14 protein-coding genes are annotated in these 17,382 nt (G+C 63.6%); 6 read left to right on the forward strand and 8 right to left on the reverse strand.

Translation table 11 applies throughout. The features are described from left to right. Positions 1 to 2: 2 nt before the first annotated feature. On the reverse strand, positions 3 to 650 hold the full coding sequence (petA, locus tag WBF69_RS02745; protein ID WP_424260981.1) for a ubiquinol-cytochrome c reductase iron-sulfur subunit: 648 nt from the start codon (positions 648 to 650) through the stop codon (positions 3 to 5). Between the two features lie 163 nt (positions 651 to 813). On the opposite strand from petA, the gene mscL reads away from it, so the two are divergent. Then, positions 814 to 1,263 (forward strand): large conductance mechanosensitive channel protein MscL, encoded by a 450-nt coding sequence (gene mscL, locus WBF69_RS02750; protein WP_424260983.1) that lies wholly within the window; start codon positions 814 to 816, stop codon positions 1,261 to 1,263. A gap of 213 nt (positions 1,264 to 1,476) precedes the next feature. Here the strand turns inward: mscL and WBF69_RS02755 are convergent, their stop codons facing one another. After that, positions 1,477 to 2,256: a Nif3-like dinuclear metal center hexameric protein gene (locus WBF69_RS02755; RefSeq protein WP_424260985.1), complete on the reverse strand. Its 780-nt coding sequence runs from the start codon at positions 2,254 to 2,256 to the stop codon at positions 1,477 to 1,479. Between the two features lie 37 nt (positions 2,257 to 2,293). Here WBF69_RS02755 and WBF69_RS02760 point away from each other — a divergent pair, with 37 nt between their 5' ends. Further along, positions 2,294 to 3,427: a S1C family serine protease gene (locus tag WBF69_RS02760; RefSeq protein WP_424261240.1), complete on the forward strand. Its 1,134-nt coding sequence runs from the start codon at positions 2,294 to 2,296 to the stop codon at positions 3,425 to 3,427. Between the two features lie 13 nt (positions 3,428 to 3,440). Here WBF69_RS02760 and hemB read toward each other — a convergent pair whose 3' ends face one another. Next, positions 3,441 to 4,460, reverse strand: a complete 1,020-nt coding sequence (gene hemB, locus WBF69_RS02765; RefSeq protein WP_424260987.1) for a porphobilinogen synthase — start codon at positions 4,458 to 4,460, stop codon at positions 3,441 to 3,443. A 70-nt stretch (positions 4,461 to 4,530) separates the two neighbouring features. Further along, a complete protein-coding gene (gene yihA / locus WBF69_RS02770; protein ID WP_424260989.1) occupies positions 4,531 to 5,154 on the reverse strand; it encodes a ribosome biogenesis GTP-binding protein YihA/YsxC in 624 nt (207 codons plus the stop codon). Between the two features lie 230 nt (positions 5,155 to 5,384). Here yihA and WBF69_RS02775 point away from each other — a divergent pair, with 230 nt between their 5' ends. The 3 genes from WBF69_RS02775 to ccsB all read left to right on the forward strand — a co-directional run bounded on the left by WBF69_RS02775 (position 5,385) and on the right by ccsB (position 9,659). Next, complete coding sequence (locus WBF69_RS02775) at positions 5,385 to 6,074, forward strand: c-type cytochrome (protein ID WP_424260991.1); 690 nt, start codon at positions 5,385 to 5,387, stop codon at positions 6,072 to 6,074. 247 nt (positions 6,075 to 6,321) lie between these two features. Next, entirely contained in the window at positions 6,322 to 8,301 is a 1,980-nt protein-coding gene (locus WBF69_RS02780) for a cytochrome c biogenesis protein ResB (RefSeq protein ID WP_424261242.1), read from the forward strand. Next, positions 8,298 to 9,659 (forward strand): c-type cytochrome biogenesis protein CcsB, encoded by a 1,362-nt coding sequence (gene ccsB, locus WBF69_RS02785; protein WP_424260993.1) that lies wholly within the window; start codon positions 8,298 to 8,300, stop codon positions 9,657 to 9,659. The genes WBF69_RS02780 and ccsB overlap by 4 nt, the downstream gene beginning before the upstream one ends. Positions 9,660 to 9,711: 52 nt before the next feature. Here the strand turns inward: ccsB and WBF69_RS02790 are convergent, their stop codons facing one another. From WBF69_RS02790 to WBF69_RS02805, 4 genes are all read right to left on the reverse strand, one after another. Beyond that, positions 9,712 to 12,624: a putative bifunctional diguanylate cyclase/phosphodiesterase gene (locus tag WBF69_RS02790; RefSeq protein ID WP_424260995.1), complete on the reverse strand. Its 2,913-nt coding sequence runs from the start codon at positions 12,622 to 12,624 to the stop codon at positions 9,712 to 9,714. A 115-nt stretch (positions 12,625 to 12,739) separates the two neighbouring features. Continuing rightward, on the reverse strand, positions 12,740 to 14,011 hold the full coding sequence (gene lysA / locus WBF69_RS02795; RefSeq protein WP_424260997.1) for a diaminopimelate decarboxylase: 1,272 nt from the start codon (positions 14,009 to 14,011) through the stop codon (positions 12,740 to 12,742). Between the two features lie 6 nt (positions 14,012 to 14,017). Beyond that, positions 14,018 to 14,182, reverse strand: a complete 165-nt coding sequence (lptM, locus tag WBF69_RS02800) for an LPS translocon maturation chaperone LptM (RefSeq protein WP_424260999.1) — start codon at positions 14,180 to 14,182, stop codon at positions 14,018 to 14,020. Continuing rightward, on the reverse strand, positions 14,182 to 16,623 hold the full coding sequence (locus tag WBF69_RS02805) for a penicillin-binding protein 1A (RefSeq protein WP_424261001.1): 2,442 nt from the start codon (positions 16,621 to 16,623) through the stop codon (positions 14,182 to 14,184). Before WBF69_RS02805 ends, lptM begins: the two co-directional genes overlap by 1 nt. A 181-nt stretch (positions 16,624 to 16,804) precedes the next feature. Between WBF69_RS02805 and WBF69_RS02810 the strand changes: the two genes are divergently transcribed. Further along, entirely contained in the window at positions 16,805 to 17,377 is a 573-nt protein-coding gene (locus WBF69_RS02810; RefSeq protein WP_424261244.1) for a shikimate kinase, read from the forward strand. Positions 17,378 to 17,382 lie beyond the last annotated feature (5 nt).

The raw sequence follows: 17,382 nt of genomic DNA on the forward strand, positions 1-17,382 counted from the left end.
CATCAGGCCTTGTTGGGGTATTCGTCCACCCCGATCATGACGTGTGACCCGTCGGGAGAAAACGCATAGGGCGGGACTTCGAGGTTGTCGGGCGCGGGCTTGTTTTTGAACACGCGGCCAGCCAGGTCGAAGGTGGAGCCGTGGCAGGGGCACAGCCAGCCGCCCGGCCAGTCATTGGGCAGACCCGGTTGGGCGCCCGGCTGGAAATGGGAGGTGGGGGAGCAGCCCAGGTGCGTGCAGATGCCGATGCAGATGAAGTATTCGGGCTTGCGCGAACGCCATTCGTTTTCGGCGAACGGCGGCGTATAGCCAGGGCGCTGGGAGTCGGGGTCGGCCAGCTCGCTGGTGAGTTTGGACAGGCCGTCGAGTTCGGCCTTGGTGCGATGCATGATCCAGATCGGCTTGCCGCGCCACTCGACGACCATCATCTGCCCGGCCGGCAGGCCGGAGATGTCGGCTTCGACCGGCGCGCCGGCGGCCTTGGCTTTTTCGGAAGGGGCAAATGATCCGACAAGCGGCACCGCCGTGGCGACGCCGGCTACCCCGCCGAGGGTACAGGCCGAAGCCACCCAGAAGCGTCGCGAAGGATCGGGGGGCAGGTTCGGGTCGACTGCGCCCTGCTCATCGGACTGTGTCGGATTCTGACTCATTTGTTATCCCTGGTAGCCGCCCTGCGGGCGGAGCGGTTTGACAATAATCTTCGTACGCATGGGATGCAGGGGCCAAAATACGACTGCGGCGCATCCCACGAGGTTCTTCAACCGCGTATTATAGCGTTACGACCAGTGGGGTAAATGCTAGGAGGAACACAATATGGCCGGAGCACGTGGTTTCATCAAAGAATTCCAGGAATTTGCCGTCAAGGGCAACATGATGGATCTCGCCATCGGTGTCATCATCGGTGGCGCCTTCGGCAAAATCATCGACTCCATCGTCGCTGATTTGGTCATGCCGATCATCAACTTCATCCTGGGCGGCCAGGTGAATTTCGACAACCTGTTCTGGGTGCTGCGCCTGCCCGAAGGCTATGCGGGGGCCATGACGACCGACGCGCTCACCAAGGCCGGCGCCGTGGTGTTCGCCTGGGGGCACTTCCTGACCATCTTCGTCAATTTCATCCTGCTGGCCCTGGTCGTCTTCATCATGGTCAAAATGATGAACAACGCCCGCCGCCGCTTCGAGGCCCCGCCGGCTGCCGCAGACCCCGTCACCCCCGAAGACATCGTCCTGCTACGCGAAATCCGCGACGCCCTGAAAAAATAAGCCTATCGCAAGGGGTAGCCCCAACCCCGCCGCTCTTTGCGTCAATCGTCGTGCTCAGGGGCCGGGGGAGGCTGTTGGAGCCCACCCCGTCCACGCCCGGCGAAGCCGCCAGAATGCGACCGGCCTCACCCGGCCCCTGAGCACGACGATGAGGTTCCACAAAAGAACGGTTTTAAACACACCACCAACCTAGAAACCAAACGTTTCGCCAAGTCAAACCGGGTTATCAATATCCACAAACGTGCAAGACACCCCGAACTGCGCCTCGATCGCCGCCCCCAGCGCCTGCACCCCATACCGTTCCGTCGCATGATGCCCCGCACTGATATACGCGCTGCCTGTTTCCCGCGCCAGATGCACCGTGGGTTCCGAAATCTCCCCGCTGACATAGCAATCCGCCCCTGCCGCCAACGCCGCGTCCATCATGCTCTGCGCCGCCCCCGTACACCAGGCCAGCCGGCGGACCGGCTGGTCCAGCTCGCCGATCACCGTCGGCTTGCGCCCCAGCCGCTGCGCAATATCGGTCGCCAGCTCGCCGACCGTGCAGTCCCAGGCGGGCGCGCCCAGCCAGATCAGATCGTCCGGGCCGCAGCGGTGCGGAGTCCCGTCGGCCTGAATGTCCGGCGTCCAGTCCATCACCCGGGCCAGCTGAGCGTTGTTGCCCCATTCCGGGTGCGCGTCCAGCGGCAGATGGTAGGCGAACAGATTGATCTCATGGGACAGCAAGGACGTCAGGCGTCGGTGCTTGGGGCCGCGAATGCAGGGATTTTCGTTTTTCCAGAACCAGCCGTGGTGCACCAGGATCGCGTCGGCGTCTTGCGCAATCGCAGCATCGATCAGGGCCTGGGACGCCGTCACGCCAGTGACGATGTGGCGGATGGCGCCACGACCTTCGACCTGCAGCCCGTTGGGGCAGTAATCTTTGAAGCGATGAGGCTGCAGCGTGCTGTTCAGCCAGTTTTCCAGTTCATGGCGGGAAATCTGTGGTTTCATGAGAGACAAATCCTTTGCTGATCGGGAATTCATGTTGATGCGACGATTGTGGCTGATTTTCGCCCAGACCGTGACCGTGTGTCTGGCCGTCCTGTTTCTGGTATCCACGCTGCGACCGCAATGGCTGCCTGGGCGCGATCGCCCGCCGGCGGTAGAGGCGGCGGGGCAGACGATCGCCAGCTATGCGCCGGCGGTGGCCAAGGCGGCCCCTTCCGTGGTGAACGTGTACACACGCAAACATGTCGATGTGCCCCTGGTGCCCCTGCCGCCGGATCCGCAGCTGCAGCAGTTTTTGCGCGGCCTGCCCGGATTCACGCAGCGGCGGGATTCCACCAGTCTGGGTTCGGGCGTGATCGTGCGTCAGGATGGTTATGTACTGACCAACAACCACGTGATTGAATCCGCCGACGTGATCGAAGTCTCTTTGCGCGACGGTCGGCAGGCGACGGCCAGATTGGTGGGTGCGGACCCCGAAAGCGATCTGGCCGTGCTGAAGATCGACCTGGACAAACTGCCGGCCATCGATTTCGATGCCGAGCAATCCCTGCGGGTGGGCGACGTGGTGCTGGCCATCGGCAACCCCTTCGGCGTGGGGCAGACCACGACCCAGGGCATCGTCTCCGCGTTGGGGCGCAACCGCCTGGGCATCAACACCTACGAGGATTTCATCCAGACCGATGCCGCCATCAATCCGGGCAATTCCGGCGGTGCGCTGATCGATACGCAAGGGCGCCTGGTAGGCATCAATACGGCCATCTATTCGGAGACCGGCGGGTCCCTGGGCATCGGGTTTGCCATTCCTGCGGGGCCGGCGCATCACATCCTGGATCAGATCATCGAGCATGGGCGGGCGCAGCGCGGCTGGCTGGGCCTGGAACCCCAGGACATCACGCCGGATCTGGCCCGGGCCTTTCATTTGCAGTCGACCCGAGGCGCTGTGGTGGCCAGAGTGCTGAAGCGCGGGCCGGCTGCTCAGGCGGGTATCCAGGTCGGCGACATCCTGCTGTCCCTGAATGGGCAGGCGGTGCGCGATTCCTTCGACCTGCTGAATCGTCTTGCGCCCATGAAGGCCGGCAGCAAGGTGCGGCTGGAGGTCTGGCGCAATGGCCGGACGCTGAAGCTGGAAATCACCGTGGGCCTGCGCCCCGTGGCGCGCAGGCCGGACAATTGATGCGGCGCGGGCTTTAGCAGCCCTGTTCGCGCAGCAGCTTGGCGGCGGCGATGGCGAAATACGTCAGGACACCGTCGCCGCCGGCGCGCTTGAAGGCCAGCAGCGATTCCATCATCACCTTGTCGTGATCCAGCCAGCCATTGGCGGCGGCAGCCTTGATCATGGCGTATTCACCACTGACCTGATAGGCGTAGGTGGGCATGCCGAAGGCGTCTTTGACTTCGCGCAGCACGTCCAGGTAGGGCAGGCCAGGCTTGACCATGACCATGTCCGCGCCTTCGCGGATATCGGCGGCGACTTCGCGCAGGGCTTCCAGGCGGTTGGCGGGGTCCATCTGATAGGTGGCTTTATTGGAAGCGCCCAGGTTGGCGGCGGATCCCACGGCATCGCGGAAGGGGCCGTAGAAGGCGCTGGCGTATTTGGCGGAATACGCCATGATGCGGGTGTGGATGCGTCCGCGCCCGTCCAGCGCCTGGCGCACGGCGCCGATGCGCCCGTCCATCATGTCGCTGGGCGCTACGATGTCTACGCCCGCGTCGGCATGAGCCAAGGCCTGGCGCACCAGCATGGCGACCGTGGCCTCGTTCAACAGTTGGCCGTCGCCATCGATCAGGCCGTCCTGGCCATGGCTGGTGTAGGGGTCCAGCGCCACGTCGGTCAAGATGCCCAGTTCGGGAAAGCGCTGTTTGAGCAGCGCCACCGTACGCGGGATCAGGCCGTCGGGATTGGCCGCTTCGATGCCGTCCGGGGTCTTCAGCGCGGGGTCGATGTGCGGAAACAGGGCCAGCACTGGGATACCCAGGCGCAGACAGTCTTCGGCGGTCTGCAGCAGCGTGTCAGGCGAATGGCGCACGACGTCCGGCATGGAGGCGATCGGCTCGCGGACCTGGCTGCCTTCTTGGACAAAGACCGGGTAGATCAGGTCATCGGCGGACAGACGGTTTTCGCGCACCAGGCGGCGTGAAAAATCGTCGCGCCGGTTGCGGCGCAGGCGAGCGGTGGGGAAATCGACGGGGGGCAGAAAAGCAGTCATTCAAAGCTCCTGAAAACCTGCGCGATGCGGGAATGGGCCGGATGGATCCAGGCGTGCGTCTGGGTGCCGCTCAGGGGACGAACTGGGGCGAAATCCAGTTTTCGATATGGACGGCGGCGTCTTCCAGGCCAATGCGGTGGGTGGCGGAAAAAGGCAGGGCGGTCAGCGTGCCGATCTCGGCCAGGTCTTTGCGCACTTGCGCGACGGCGCGTATCCGTTGCCCGTAGGGCAGCTTGTCGGCTTTGGTCAGCAAGGCCAGCGTGGGCAGGCCGCGCAGGCCGATCCAGTGCGCCAGGCGGCGATCGAGATCCGTGACGCCGCGGCGGATGTCGATCAATAGGACGACGCCGGCCAGACTGCTGCGCTCGTGCAGGTAACCGCCCAGGACTTCCGCCCATTCGTCCCGGGACGCGCGGTCGACGGCCGCGTAGCCGTAGCCGGGCAGATCGACCAGGAAGCCCAGCCAGGCGTCATCCGTGATCGGATCGGGGATACCGAACAGATTGATCAGGCGCGTGCGCCCCGGCGTCTTGCTGGAAAAAGCCAGGCGGCGCTGATTGGTCAGCACGTTGATGGCGGACGACTTGCCGGAATTGGACCTGCCCACGAAGCAGACCTCGGCCGTCGTGGGGGCGGGCAGCTGGTCCAGCCGGGCGGCGGATATCGTGAAGCGGGCGCGATGAAGAAGGGACACGGCGGATCGGTGAAAGCCTGGTGGGCGCGGATGACAAGGAGCAGGCGCATGAGCGCCGGCCTGCGACGATGGCGACCATGACCGCCTGATGCGGATGTCGCCTGATGCCTATTGTATAATCTTCGCTTGTGTTTGTTACGCCGGTCGTCTTCCGCGCTATGCCGAAGGACGTCCCGGCCTCATGACCTGATGGCGTCTTGCGGCGCCCGTACAAAAAATCCGAGGATCTCATGAAGCGTGCGCTTTCCAGTATGTTCATGGCCAGCAGTCTGATGTTTGCCGGCGCTCTGCCTGGTTTGGCTCACGCTCAGGACGTCGCCAAACCTGACGCCAAGGCCGGCGAACAACTGTATGTCAATGGCGATATGTCGCGCGGTGTGTTGGCCTGTATGACGTGTCACGGCGAGGGTGGCAACAGCACCATCCCGGCCAACCCCAATCTGGCCGCCATGCCGCATGAATATCTCGCGAAACAATTGCGCGATTTCGCGCCCCAGGGCGACAAACCCCCCGTGCGCACCGGGGCGGATGGGGCGCCGTCCATCATGGCCGCCATCGCGCCGTCGCTGACCGCCCAGGACATCCAGAACGTCTCGCTCTATCTGTCGCAGCAAAAGCTAGACTGGGAACATGCCGGCACTGCCACCAACGAATCCAGCATGGAACGCGGTCAGCACATCTGGCGCGCCGGCATCGCCGATCGCCAGGTGCCGGCCTGTGCGGCTTGCCACTCGGCCAATGGCGCGGGGCTGCCCGGCGAATTTCCCCGCCTGGCGGGTCAGCATCCGGAATACATCCTGGAACAGATGAAGCTGTTCCGTTCGGGTGATCGGGCCAACAGCATCATGTATGACATCACCAGCCGGATGACCGATCCCGACCTGGCAGCCGTGGCGGATTTCGCCGCCGGCTTGCGCTGATCGGTCTGGCGGGTAGGCGGGGCCGCACGAATGGCCACGCAACCCACAGCCGGAAAGCGTATGTCCCGGTTGTTTCTGGGGTCTTGGGAGGGATCCCCGGCTCAGCCGGTGTAAGGTTGAACTTTAAAAAATATATAAAAGGGGGGACGCGCTGGCGCGCCTCCCCTTTTTCTTGAGTCGGGCTGCCGTGACTTCTTCTTCCCGTTCCCGCACCTGGGGTGCTGACGTCGTCGAACTACTGGGTTCGATGCGCTTCGCCATCAGCTTGCTGGTGTTCATTTGCGTGGCCAGCCTGATCGGCACCGTGCTGCCGCAGAACCAGGCCGCCAATACCTACATCGATCAGTTCGGGCCTTTCTGGTTCGCCGTATTCGATCAGTTTTCGATCTGGCATATCTACAACAGCCCCTGGTTCTTGCTGATCATGGCCTTTCTGGTCGTGTCCACGACCCTGTGTGTCATGCGCAACACGCCCAAGATGCTGCGCGACATGCGGACGTTTCGGGAATATGTGCGCGGTTCCAGCCTGAAAGCCTTCCACCATAAGGTCGACGTGGACAGCGCGCTGGCCCCGGATCAGGCCGTGGAACAGGTGGGCGCCCTGCTGCGCAGCCAGGGCTTTCGCTATCGCGTGCGCGTGGATGGCGACAGCCGCATGGTGGCGGCCAAAAAGGGGGCGGCCAACCGCTTGGGATATATCTTTGCGCACGTCGCCATCGTCGTGATCTGCCTGGGCGGGCTATTGGATAGCGAACTGCCCGTGCGTCTGCAGACCTGGTTATTCGACAAACAGCCCATCGTGGGCAATATGCTGATTTCCGACGTGCCCGAATCCGGGCGGCTGTCGGCGCGCAACCCCAGCTTTCGCGCCAATATGCTGATCCCCGACGGCAAACAAAGCAGCATGGGCATCATCGCGGCGGGTCAGGGGGTGCTGCTGCAGCCCTTGCCATTCACGATCCATCTGAAAAAATTCTATATCGATTACTACGACACCGGCATGCCCAGCGACTTCCGCAGCGATGTGGTGGTCACGGATCTGGAAACCGGCGCCTCTTTCGAGCGCACCATTCAGGTCAATGAGCCCCTGCACTACAAAGGGGTCACGGTGTATCAGTCCAGCTTCGACGACGGGGGCAGCACCCTCGCTCTGAAGGCCTGGCCGCTGTCGGGTACGCAGGCGCAGCCCCAGGAACTGTCCGGCGCAGTGGGCAGCCAGGCCCGACTGCCGGCGGCCTTGGGAGGCGAGACGGTGGATTACACCGGCTTGCGCGTCATCAATGTGGAAAACATGGCCGCTGCCGGCGATCCGCAGCCGACCAGCCTGATCCGCGATGTGGCCGCGGTGACCGGCAGCGCGGCGCGCGCGCGCGACGAGAACCTGCGCAACGTCGGCCCCAGCGTCCAGTACCGCCTGATCGGGGCAGACGGCCAAGCCCACGAATTCACCCAGTACATGCTGCCGGTGGCGGTCGATGGCTTCCCCATGTTTTTGCTGGGCACCCGCAATACCCCGTCCGAGGCCTATCGCTATCTGCGCATTCCCGCCGACGATCAGGGCACGATGCAGGAATTCATGCAGTTGCGCGCCGCCTTGGCCGATCCCGCTCAGCGCGAAGAAGCCGCCCGCCGGTTTGCCGCCGCCAACGCGCCCGACGGCGAACAGCGCGATTTGATGTTCCAGGCCGCCCAGGGGGCGTTGCGCACATTTTCCCAGCGGGGCTTTAACGGCATCATCGAATCCGCACCGGCGGATCAGCGGGAAAAGATCCTGAATTTCGCCGTGCCCATGATCCAGCTCAGCCTGCAGGAATTGCGCGCTCTGATGCGGGAACGACAGCACCTGCCGGCCCTGTCGTCAGATGGTTCACAGGCCGAACGCCAGGCGCAATGGCTGCGGCTGTCCGTTCTGGCCTTGGCCACGCTTCCGGATTATCCTGCTCCTGTGGCGCTGCAGCTGTCGACTTTCGAGCACGTTCAGGCCAGCGTCTTTCAGGTCGCGCGCAGCCCTGGCAAAATCACCGTCTATATCGGCTGCCTGTTGCTGGTATTGGGCGTGTTTTCCATGTTCTATATCCGCGAACGGCGGGTGTGGGTCTGGATTCGCCCGTCGGAGACGGGCAGCAGCTGGCTGGCCGCCATGACCACGCAGCGCCGCAACCTGGACTTCAATCACGAATTTGAGCGTTTGCGCGATGCGCTGCGCCGCCTCGGAGGCTCCCAATGACAAGCGATACCCTGACGCATGATGCCACGACCCTGTGGCTGCAGGATATGAACACCAGCGGCGATCACCGGGGTCGGCGTGGTCGGCCCAACTGGACCGATCTGGCCTTTTTCCTGCTGCTGGCGGTGGGGGCCGGTCATGCGCTGACCACTTACGGCCAGTTCATGGATTACTACGAAAAACTGATCCTGATCGGGGCGGTGGTTCTGTTCAGCTGGATGGGCTGGTTGTGGCGCCCTCTGCGGGTGCTGATGATCGCGGCGGGCGCCAGCGCCCTGCTGTCCGTCTGGCTCTACAGCCCGACAGGCGTCTTGCTGCAGGGCGACCTGTCGCGTGCCGAATCCGTCTTTCTGCTGAAATACCTGTTGTCCTCGCAATCCGCCATTCTGTGGATGTGCGCGCTGTTCGTGCTGGCCACGGTGTGCTACTGGGCGGGCTTCGTCAGCCAGACGGCTGCCTGGCTAGGCACGGTCTTGACCTGGTCCGCCGTGTACGCGGGCGTGACCGGCCTGCTGGTGCGTTGGCGCGAAGGCCATCTGATGGGGCCGGATATCGGTCATATCCCCGTCAGCAATCTGTACGAGGTCTTCGTCCTGATGGCCTTGATCACGGCCCTGTTCTATCTGTACTACGAGCGTCGTTACGCGACCAGGGCGCTGGGCGGTTTCGTGCTGCTGGTCGTGACGTCTCTGGTGGTGTTCCTGTTGTGGTATTCCTTTACCCGGGAAGCCTATCAGATCCAGCCGCTGGTGCCCGCCCTGAAAAGCTGGTGGATGAAACTGCACGTGCCGGCGAACTTCATCGGTTACGGCACCTTCAGCCTGGCGGCGATGGTGGGCTTTGCCTATCTGGTCAAATCGCATGGGGAAACGCGTAGCTGGAAACCGCTGGTGCCGGTCTTTCTGCTGGGCGCCGTGCTGTGCGCCGAGCCCTTTGTCTTCGGTTCGCGCGAACTGTCGCTCACCTGGATGCTGTATTTCGGCATCGGTGCGCTGCTGGTGGGGACGATTTTGGCGTTTCGCGCGCCGATCGCCCAGCGTCTGCCGTCGCTGGAGCTCCTGGACGACATCATGTACCGGGCCATTGCCGTGGGCTTTGCATTCTTCACGGTGGCGACCATTCTGGGCGCCTTGTGGGCAGCCGATGCCTGGGGTACCTACTGGCAGTGGGACCCGAAAGAAACCTGGGCGCTGATCGTCTGGCTGAATTATGCGGCCTGGCTGCACATGCGCCTGATGAAGGGTTTGCGCGGGTCGATGGCGGCGTACTGGGCGCTCAGCGGTCTGCTGGTGACCAGCTTTGCTTTCCTGGGGGTGAACATGTTCCTGTCCGGGCTGCATTCCTACGGCGAACTGTAAACCTGCCGCAGTGCCTGATGGGCCGCCGTTTTCCGGCGGCCCGCCTGGATCATCAGGGCCGCTTGCCGCTGATTTCCTCGACGTAAGCTTTGGCAGCCGGATTGGCGATCAGGGACAGGATATTGTCGTGGACCAGGATATCCGCCGGCGATCGGGCGGCTGAAATCACATAACCCTGCACGTAATCCACCCCCATCTCGGTCAGGGTGCGCAGCGTGGCGACGTCTTCCACCCATTCGGCGATGCATTCCATGCCCAGGTTGTGCGCTAGATCCACGATGCTGTTGACGATGGCGATGTTGGCTTCGCTATTGAGCATGTCGCGGATCAGCGAACCGTCGATCTTGATCGTATCGGCGGGCAGTTCCTTCAGGTAGGAAAACGAGGTATAGCCCGCGCCGAAATCATCCAGGGCGACGCGGGCGCCCATGCGCTGCAGGCGGCGCATGAACTGCCGGGTGCGTTCCAGATCCTGCAGAGCCACGCCTTCGGTGATTTCGACGCACAGGCGGCGCGTGAATTGCGGTTGCTGGGTCAGAATGCCGAACAGCGTGTCGATGAAGCGATCGTCGTTCAGGGACACTCCGCTCAGATTGATGTTCATCTGCTGGGTCTGGCCCAGCTGCTCATGATGTTCAGCCATCCATTGCAGGGCGGTGGAAAACACCCATTTGTCGATGACCGTGATCATGCCGCTGTCTTCGGCGGCCTGGATGATCTTCTGGGTCTGCAGAGGGTGCGCATCATTGCTGCGCACTCGCAGCAAGACCTCGAAGTTCAGGGTCTGCAGGGGATGGCGCAGCGACATGATGGGCTGCATGACCAGATGGATGTCATCGGGGGGCGCGGTCTGTTCCAGCTGCTCGAACACGCGCAGTTCGTTGATATGGTCGAACAGTTCGTGCGCGTTTTCCTCGTAGAGCACCAGGTCCTGATGCTGTTTGCGAGCATCCCGGCATGCGCGGGTGGCGGCGGCGACAGCGTCTTTGGGGCGCATGCGCGGGTCCAGATCGATCAGGCCCATGGCGCTTTTGATCTGGAAGGCGCGATCGCCCACATAAAAGGGTGAACTGTTCAGGCTGTCGATCATGTCCTGGGCGATGCGCTGAGCCTCGCGGGCGCGGATCTTCGGGAACAGGATGATGAATTCATCGCTGCCGATGCGGCCTAGTTTCTGCTGCTCGGTCAGCGCATATTTCAGGCGATCGCAGGCCAGTTGCAAGAGCTGGTCGCCGGCGGAATGCCCGAACAGATCGTTGACGCGCTTCAGGTGGTCCAGACTGAGGAAGGACAAGGCGCAAGGCGTGCCGGACTGTTGCAGATCCTGGATGGCGGCCTGCATGGCGTCTTCGATGCCGCGGCGGTTCAGGGTGTTGGTCAGCGCATCGTGATCCGTCATCAGGCGCAGATTGCGCAGGGTTTCGGTGCGGGCGGTGACATCCTGCAAAGAGCCTTCGATGCGGCTGCCGACCAAGGTGGCGCGCAGCAGGAAATTGCGGATGGGCGCTTTGGGGTCGATGTCGATCTGCTGGATCTCGGTGTCGCGGCCTTCTTCTGTCGCCAGCGAGACGGCCACCCAATCGACGTCCTGAAAGAAAGAGCTCCAGTTGAGGGCGGGGATTTCCGCCTCGGGCTGGATACGCAGCATGGTGCGGGCGTTGGGGTTCAGATGTTCGAAATGGCGGGTGGCGCCCAGGGTGAACAGGCCCAGCGGCGATAGCGAATCATGGACGATCAGTTCGTTGCGCTGGCGCAGACGCATCTGACGGTCTTCACGCGTGCGGTTGGCGGTGGCCAGCGCCACCAGCAGGTTGCAGCCCAGAAACAGGCCGGTGGCCAGCCAGGTGCTGAACACCGCGCTCTGGCCCAAGCCGATCAGCACCAGCCCCGTCGCCATGACGATGACCGCCAGGCAGACGGCCAGCGTGTGCCAGAACAAGGACCGGGTCGTCAAACGAAACAGGGCATGGATCAGGATGGTGGCGACCAGCGCGATGCCCACCCAGGCCGCCAGGAAGCTGGCGGTTTGGAGAATGCCGTAGGATGGCATCGCCAGGGGCAGCAACAGCAGGACGGACGAGAGCAGGCCCATCTGCTGCAGTCTGCGATGGAGACCGATGCTGAGACCTTGGCGAAACAGACGGGTAAACAGCAGCCAGGTGGTGGTGAAGGACAGCAGCAGGGTCAGTTTGCGCGACCAGATCAGGGCGTCCGGCGGTAGCTGATGCCCCAGCCAGATCTGGTCCCAGCCCAGCGCCCAGGCGCCCAGGCGCAAATTGCACAGCACCCAGCAGGTCAGCAGCACGTACAGGTGGTCGCGGGTCGTCAGGGCGATGACGGCGATGAAGGCAGCCAGCATCAGCAGGCCGCCTTCCAGCAGCCCCAGGGAATAGGCCTGATGGGATCTGGACACCGCCAGATCGGTGGACTGCCATTGTTCGATGGACAGCTGGCCGGGAATCGCCAGGTCCAGTGAGCATAGGATCTGAGTCGCCGCCGCTGCGGCGGGGATCGCGGCGCTGTACCCCAGGATGCTTTCCTGGAAGGGCAGGGCGATCAACAACCCGGCTTGCTGTTCGTCCTGCAGCCAGCAGGTCGGCGCTGCCATCAGGATGCTGCGGATCAGCAAGGCCGGCGGCGGCGTGCTGTCGGAGCCCGACTGCGGATTCAGGTTGGCCAGCAGCCAGGCGGGACCGGTCGGCATTTGCTGGGACAGACGGGTGGGGCTGGTCTTGAGCGCCGAAGCGGCATGATAGGGGCCATCGAACTGACCTGGCATGAAATGCGTGGCAATACCCTGACCAGACGGGCTGGCGTGGTGCGGGGGCAACAGCCATGCGCTGAGCAGCACGCCCAGGCCCAGCAGCAGCGGCAGCAGAAAATGGATGAGGAAAACGCGTGAACTGCCATGTCTGACGGCGACTGGCGGGTGAGGCGTGGAGGCGAGATCCTTCGGTGGTGACATGCAGCGGCCGGGTGAGACAGGGATTCGCAACCCGCATGTTTCGGGCGGATTGCGGCGATACACGCTTTACGGCAAAAAGCGTGTGGATTTTAGCCTGTCTCGCCGCCCAGCGGTTTCAGGTGCGAGGCGGGATGCGTTCCTGGGCGTACAGATCCTGAACCGATTCGCGTGGGCGGATCAGCCAGTGCTGCGTGCCGTCGACCAGCACTTCCGCGGCGCGCGCGCGCGTGTTGTACTGACTGGCCATAGAAAAGGCATAGGCACCCGCGGATTCGATGGCCAGCAGATCGCCCTGTTCCAGGGGCAGCTGACGCGCCCGGGCCAGCCAGTCACCGCTTTCGCAGATCGGCCCGACGATGTCGTAGGTATCTGTCCGGGTGCCGGTGCGTGGCTGCACGGGAATCACGCCGTGCCAGGCTTCGTACAGGGCAGGCCGCATCAGGTCGTTCATGGCGGCGTCTACGATCGCGAAATTGCGGACTTCGGTGTGTTTCAGGTATTCCACTCGCGTCAGCAGGATGCCGGCGTTGCCGACCAGAGACCGGCCCGGTTCCAGGATCACTTGCAGGTGGCCCAGTCCGTGCGCCTGCAAGGCGGCAAAGACCGGGTCCAACAGTTCGGCGGGGTGAGGCGGAGTTTCATCCGTGTAGCGGATGCCCAGTCCGCCGCCCAGATCCAGATGCCGCAGGGTGATGCCGTCGGCGGCCAGGACGTCGATCAAGGTCAGCAGCTTGTCCAAAGCGTCCAGGTAGGGGCTGATCTGGGTGATCTGCGAACCGATGTGACAGTCCACGCCGACGATCTCCAGCCCGGGCATCTGTCGCGCTTGGCGGTACAGGGCGGGGGCCTTCAGGATATCGATGCCGAACTTGTTTTCTTTCAGGCCGGTGGAAATGTAGGGATGGGTTCTGGCATCCACATCGGGGTTCACGCGCAGCGACACCGGCGCGCGCACACCCATTTCCTGGGCGATGTCGGCCAGGCGCTCGAGCTCGGCGGCTGATTCGACGTTGAAGCACTTGATGCCGACCGCCAGGGCCTGGCGGATTTCCCAACCCTGTTTGCCCACGCCGGAAAACACGATGCGGGCAGGGTCGGCGCCGGCGGCCAGCACGCGGGCCAGCTCGCCGCCCGACACGATGTCAAAGCCAGACCCCAGTTGCTGGAATTCGTGCAGCACGGCCAGATTGGAATTGGCCTTGACGCCGTAGCAGATCAGCGCGTTGCGCCCGGCGATCGCCGATTCGTAGCGCTGCCAGGCTTCTTTGAGGGCGGCGCGGGAATAGACGTAGAGCGGCGTGCCATAACGGTCGGCCAGATCGCTCAACGGCAGGTTTTCAACATGCAGGACACCGTCCCGAAGCGGGAAATGGGGGGCAGCGGTCATGGGCGGTCAGGGTTGAGGGGTGACGGTGGGCGGCGCCACCAAAGTGGCATCGGCGGCGGGCGGCGGCGTGGCCGGCGTAAGCGGGCCTTTCATGCCGCAGCCGCCCAGCAGCAGGGCCAGGCAGGCAACGGTCAAGGCGGCGGAAGAACGGATCAGGGGGCGCGACATCATCAGAAGGGCACTCGGACAGGTTGGGGAACAGCGGCATCGCTGTCGTTTTGCCCGTGCAGCCGGTCCAGCAGGGCGCCGATCCCGTCCTGTCCGGAGGGCTGATCGCCAGGCAAGGGATCGCCGGGCGCCGGCAGGCCGACGCGGGCGATTGCGGTGCCGGGCGGGAATTCCGCAAAGTAGAAATCATTGTCGGCGCGCAGCAGGCCGCTAGGCATGGGGCCGGGCGGGACTTCCGGCTGGCCGGCCAAGGCGGTGCGCATGTAGCCGATCCAGATCGGCAGAGCGGCGCCGCCCCCGGTTTCGCCCTGACCCATGGATTTGGGTTGATCAAAGCCCATCCAGGCCACGGCGACCAGCTTGGGCGTGAAACCTGCGAACCAGGCGTCCTGCGAATCGTTGGTCGTGCCGGTCTTGCCGCCGATATCGTTGCGTTTCAGCTCGCGGTGCGCGCGCGCGCCGGTGCCGTACGTCGCCACGCCGCGCAGCATGTCGTCCATCACGTAGGCGGTGCGTGGGTCGATGACCCGGGCCAGGGTGTCGCCGGCGATGGTCGGGCGGGCGCGCATGATGACTTTGCCGCTGCTGTCGGTCACGTGGTCGATCAGGTAGGGCGGCACACGATAGCCGCCGTTGGCAAAGACCGCAAAGCCGCCCGCCAACTGCAGGGGCGTGACGCTGCCGGCGCCCAGGGCCAGCGGCAGCACGGCGGGCTGGCGGGACCGGTCAAAGCCAAAGCGCGTGATGTAGTCCTGCACGTACTGCGGGCCAACCGCCTGCATGATGCGGATCGACACCATGTTCTTCGATTTGTACAGGCCTTGCCGCATGGTCAGCATGGGCTCGTAGGTGCGCCCGTAGTTCTTCGGGTTCCAGGCTTTGGAGCCGGTCTGTTCCGCCGTCAGGGAAAAGGGTTCGTCGGAAATCTGCGTGGCCGGCGTCAGCCCGCGTTCCAGCGCGGAAGCATAGATGAAGGGCTTGAACGAAGACCCTGGCTGACGCCAGGCCTGTGTCACGCGGTTGAATTTGCCTTCTTCGTAATCGAAGCCCCCCACCATGGCGACGATGCCGCCATCCTGGGGCCGCAGCGACACCAGGGCCGCCTGGATGCTGGGTTTGTTCAGCAGTTCCCAATAGTCATCCTGCTGACGGACATAGACCACGGAGCCGCGCTGGATGCGCACGGCGTCTTTGGCGTTGGCGACCAGGCCGCGCGCCACGACCCGCAAGGCGCGCTTGTCGGTGATGCTGACGATATCGCTGGGGCTGCGGGCGACCTTGACCTCGGTGGGGCTGGCCGACAGGACGATGCCCGTCAGCAGGTCGCCGTTATCCGGGTATTTTTCCTGGACTGAGTCCAGGATGTCGTTGAAGGCCTCTGGCTGGTTTTCGATGCCGGCGGGCAGATTGACGGTTTCCTCGGGGCCTGGGTAAGGCGCCCGGCGGGTGTAGTCCAGCACGCCGTTGCGCAGGGATTCGTAGGCGGCTTCCTGGTCTTTGGACTGGATGGTGGTGTAGATGTTGAAGCCGCGAGAATAGATGTCATCCTGATAGACGCCGTACAGCAGCTGGCGGGCCAGTTCAGCCGGATATTCCCCATGCACGGCATAACGGCCGCTGGGCGTGCCGGCAGCCGACTTGATGACGATGGGCTGGTCTTTCGCCTGTTGGTATTCGGCGTCGTTCAGATAGCCCAGGCTGCGCATGCGGTTCAGCACGTAGGCCTGACGAGATTTCGCGCGCGCCAGGTTCGAGATCGGATTGAAGCGCGACGGGGCTTTGGGGATGCCCGCCAGCATGGCGGCTTCGGCTGCCGTGATGTCCGCCAGCGGTTTGCCGAAATACGTGCGGCTGGCGGCGGCAAAGCCGTAGGCCCGGTGTCCCAGGAAGATCTGGTTCATGTACAGATCCAGAATCTGGTCCTTGGTCAGAGTGGCTTCGATCTTGAAGGTCAGCAGCAGTTCGTAGAATTTCCGGGTGTAGGTCTTTTCGGACGACAGATAGAAATTTCGCGCGACCTGCATCGTGATGGTGCTGGCGCCCTGGGTCTTGGACATGTTCACCACGTTGGCGATGGCGGCGCGCAGCACGCCGGTCCAGTCGATGCCGCCGTGCTGGTAGAAACGGTCGTCTTCTGCGGCGAGAATCGCGGATTTCATGATGTCCGGGATTTCATCGAAGCGCAGCACGTTACGGCGTTCTTCGCCGAATTCGCCGATCAGCACCTGATCCGCCGTGTAGATGCGCAAAGGCACGCGCGGCCGGTAATCGGTCATGGCGTGCAGATCGGGCAGGTTGGGCCAGGCCAGCGCCAGCGCCAGCGACAGCAGCAAGGCGGCACAGACGCCCATGCCTGCGCAGAGGACGAACGCCTTCAGGACCAGACGCGTGAGCCAGGAACGGGCAGGCGCCTTGGCCTTGGAGGGGGTTTTGGTGGTTCTCATCAGAGGCGATTGTAAAGCCTGGCGAAAGCGGACCAGAGATCCGGGGCGGAGTCTATGTAACCGGATGCTGCGAATGCGGTGTGCCTAGCATCTGCCGGCGCACAGAATGGGGCGTCGGAGTTGTTGCATCGGCCAATGCGATAATACAGGTAAACCAACCCCGACCTGCACTCTCATGCCGATGGAATCCGTCCCCGCCGACGCCGACATTCTCCCAGGTTCCGCCCAGGACGTGGCCGCGCCGATCTTTCTGGTGGGCATGATGGGGGTGGGCAAAACCACGATCGGTCGCCAGTTGGCGGCAGCGTTGGGGCGGGAATTCGTCGATCTGGATCATGCCATCGAGGACCGTTGCGGGGTGCGCGTCGTCACGATTTTCGACATCGAGGGCGAGGCCGGTTTCCGGCGGCGTGAAACGGCGTTGCTGGACGAATACACCCGGATACCGGGGTTGGTGCTGGCCACGGGCGGCGGCGCCGTGTTGGCCGAGGAAAACCGCCGCATGCTGAGCGAGCGCGGTTGCGTGATTTATCTGCGCGCCAGCGCCGACGAACTGTACCGGCGCGTGGCGCGGGACCGCAATCGCCCGCTGTTGCGCACCGAAGACCCCCGTCAGCGCATCGCCGATTTGCTGGCGCAGCGCGAACCCTTGTACGACAGCGTGGCTGCCATCCGGCAGGACACGGTCGACCAGCCCATTGCGCAGGTCGTGCGCAGCTTGCTGGCCGCGCTGCCCGCTCATCCTTTACAGTAGGTCTT

The sequence above is a fragment of the Castellaniella sp. genome (assembly GCF_049673105.1).
Classification (GTDB): domain Bacteria; phylum Pseudomonadota; class Gammaproteobacteria; order Burkholderiales; family Burkholderiaceae_B; genus Castellaniella.

Excerpts from the sequence above, each read along its gene's own strand:
- petA (WP_424260981.1), bottom strand. The coding sequence starts at position 650 with ATGAGTCAGAATCCGACACAGTCCGATGAGCAGGGCGCAGTCGACCCG.
- mscL (WP_424260983.1), top strand. The coding sequence starts at position 814 with ATGGCCGGAGCACGTGGTTTCATCAAAGAATTCCAGGAATTTGCCGTC.
- WBF69_RS02755 (WP_424260985.1), bottom strand. The coding sequence starts at position 2,256 with ATGAAACCACAGATTTCCCGCCATGAACTGGAAAACTGGCTGAACAGC.
- WBF69_RS02760 (WP_424261240.1), top strand. The coding sequence starts at position 2,294 with ATGCGACGATTGTGGCTGATTTTCGCCCAGACCGTGACCGTGTGTCTG.
- hemB (WP_424260987.1), bottom strand. The coding sequence starts at position 4,460 with ATGACTGCTTTTCTGCCCCCCGTCGATTTCCCCACCGCTCGCCTGCGC.
- WBF69_RS02775 (WP_424260991.1), top strand. The coding sequence starts at position 5,385 with ATGAAGCGTGCGCTTTCCAGTATGTTCATGGCCAGCAGTCTGATGTTT.
- WBF69_RS02780 (WP_424261242.1), top strand. The coding sequence starts at position 6,322 with ATGCGCTTCGCCATCAGCTTGCTGGTGTTCATTTGCGTGGCCAGCCTG.
- ccsB (WP_424260993.1), top strand. The coding sequence starts at position 8,298 with ATGACAAGCGATACCCTGACGCATGATGCCACGACCCTGTGGCTGCAG.
- WBF69_RS02790 (WP_424260995.1), bottom strand. The coding sequence starts at position 12,624 with ATGTCACCACCGAAGGATCTCGCCTCCACGCCTCACCCGCCAGTCGCC.
- lysA (WP_424260997.1), bottom strand. The coding sequence starts at position 14,011 with ATGACCGCTGCCCCCCATTTCCCGCTTCGGGACGGTGTCCTGCATGTT.
- lptM (WP_424260999.1), bottom strand. The coding sequence starts at position 14,182 with ATGATGTCGCGCCCCCTGATCCGTTCTTCCGCCGCCTTGACCGTTGCC.
- WBF69_RS02805 (WP_424261001.1), bottom strand. The coding sequence starts at position 16,623 with ATGAGAACCACCAAAACCCCCTCCAAGGCCAAGGCGCCTGCCCGTTCC.
- WBF69_RS02810 (WP_424261244.1), top strand. The coding sequence starts at position 16,805 with ATGGAATCCGTCCCCGCCGACGCCGACATTCTCCCAGGTTCCGCCCAG.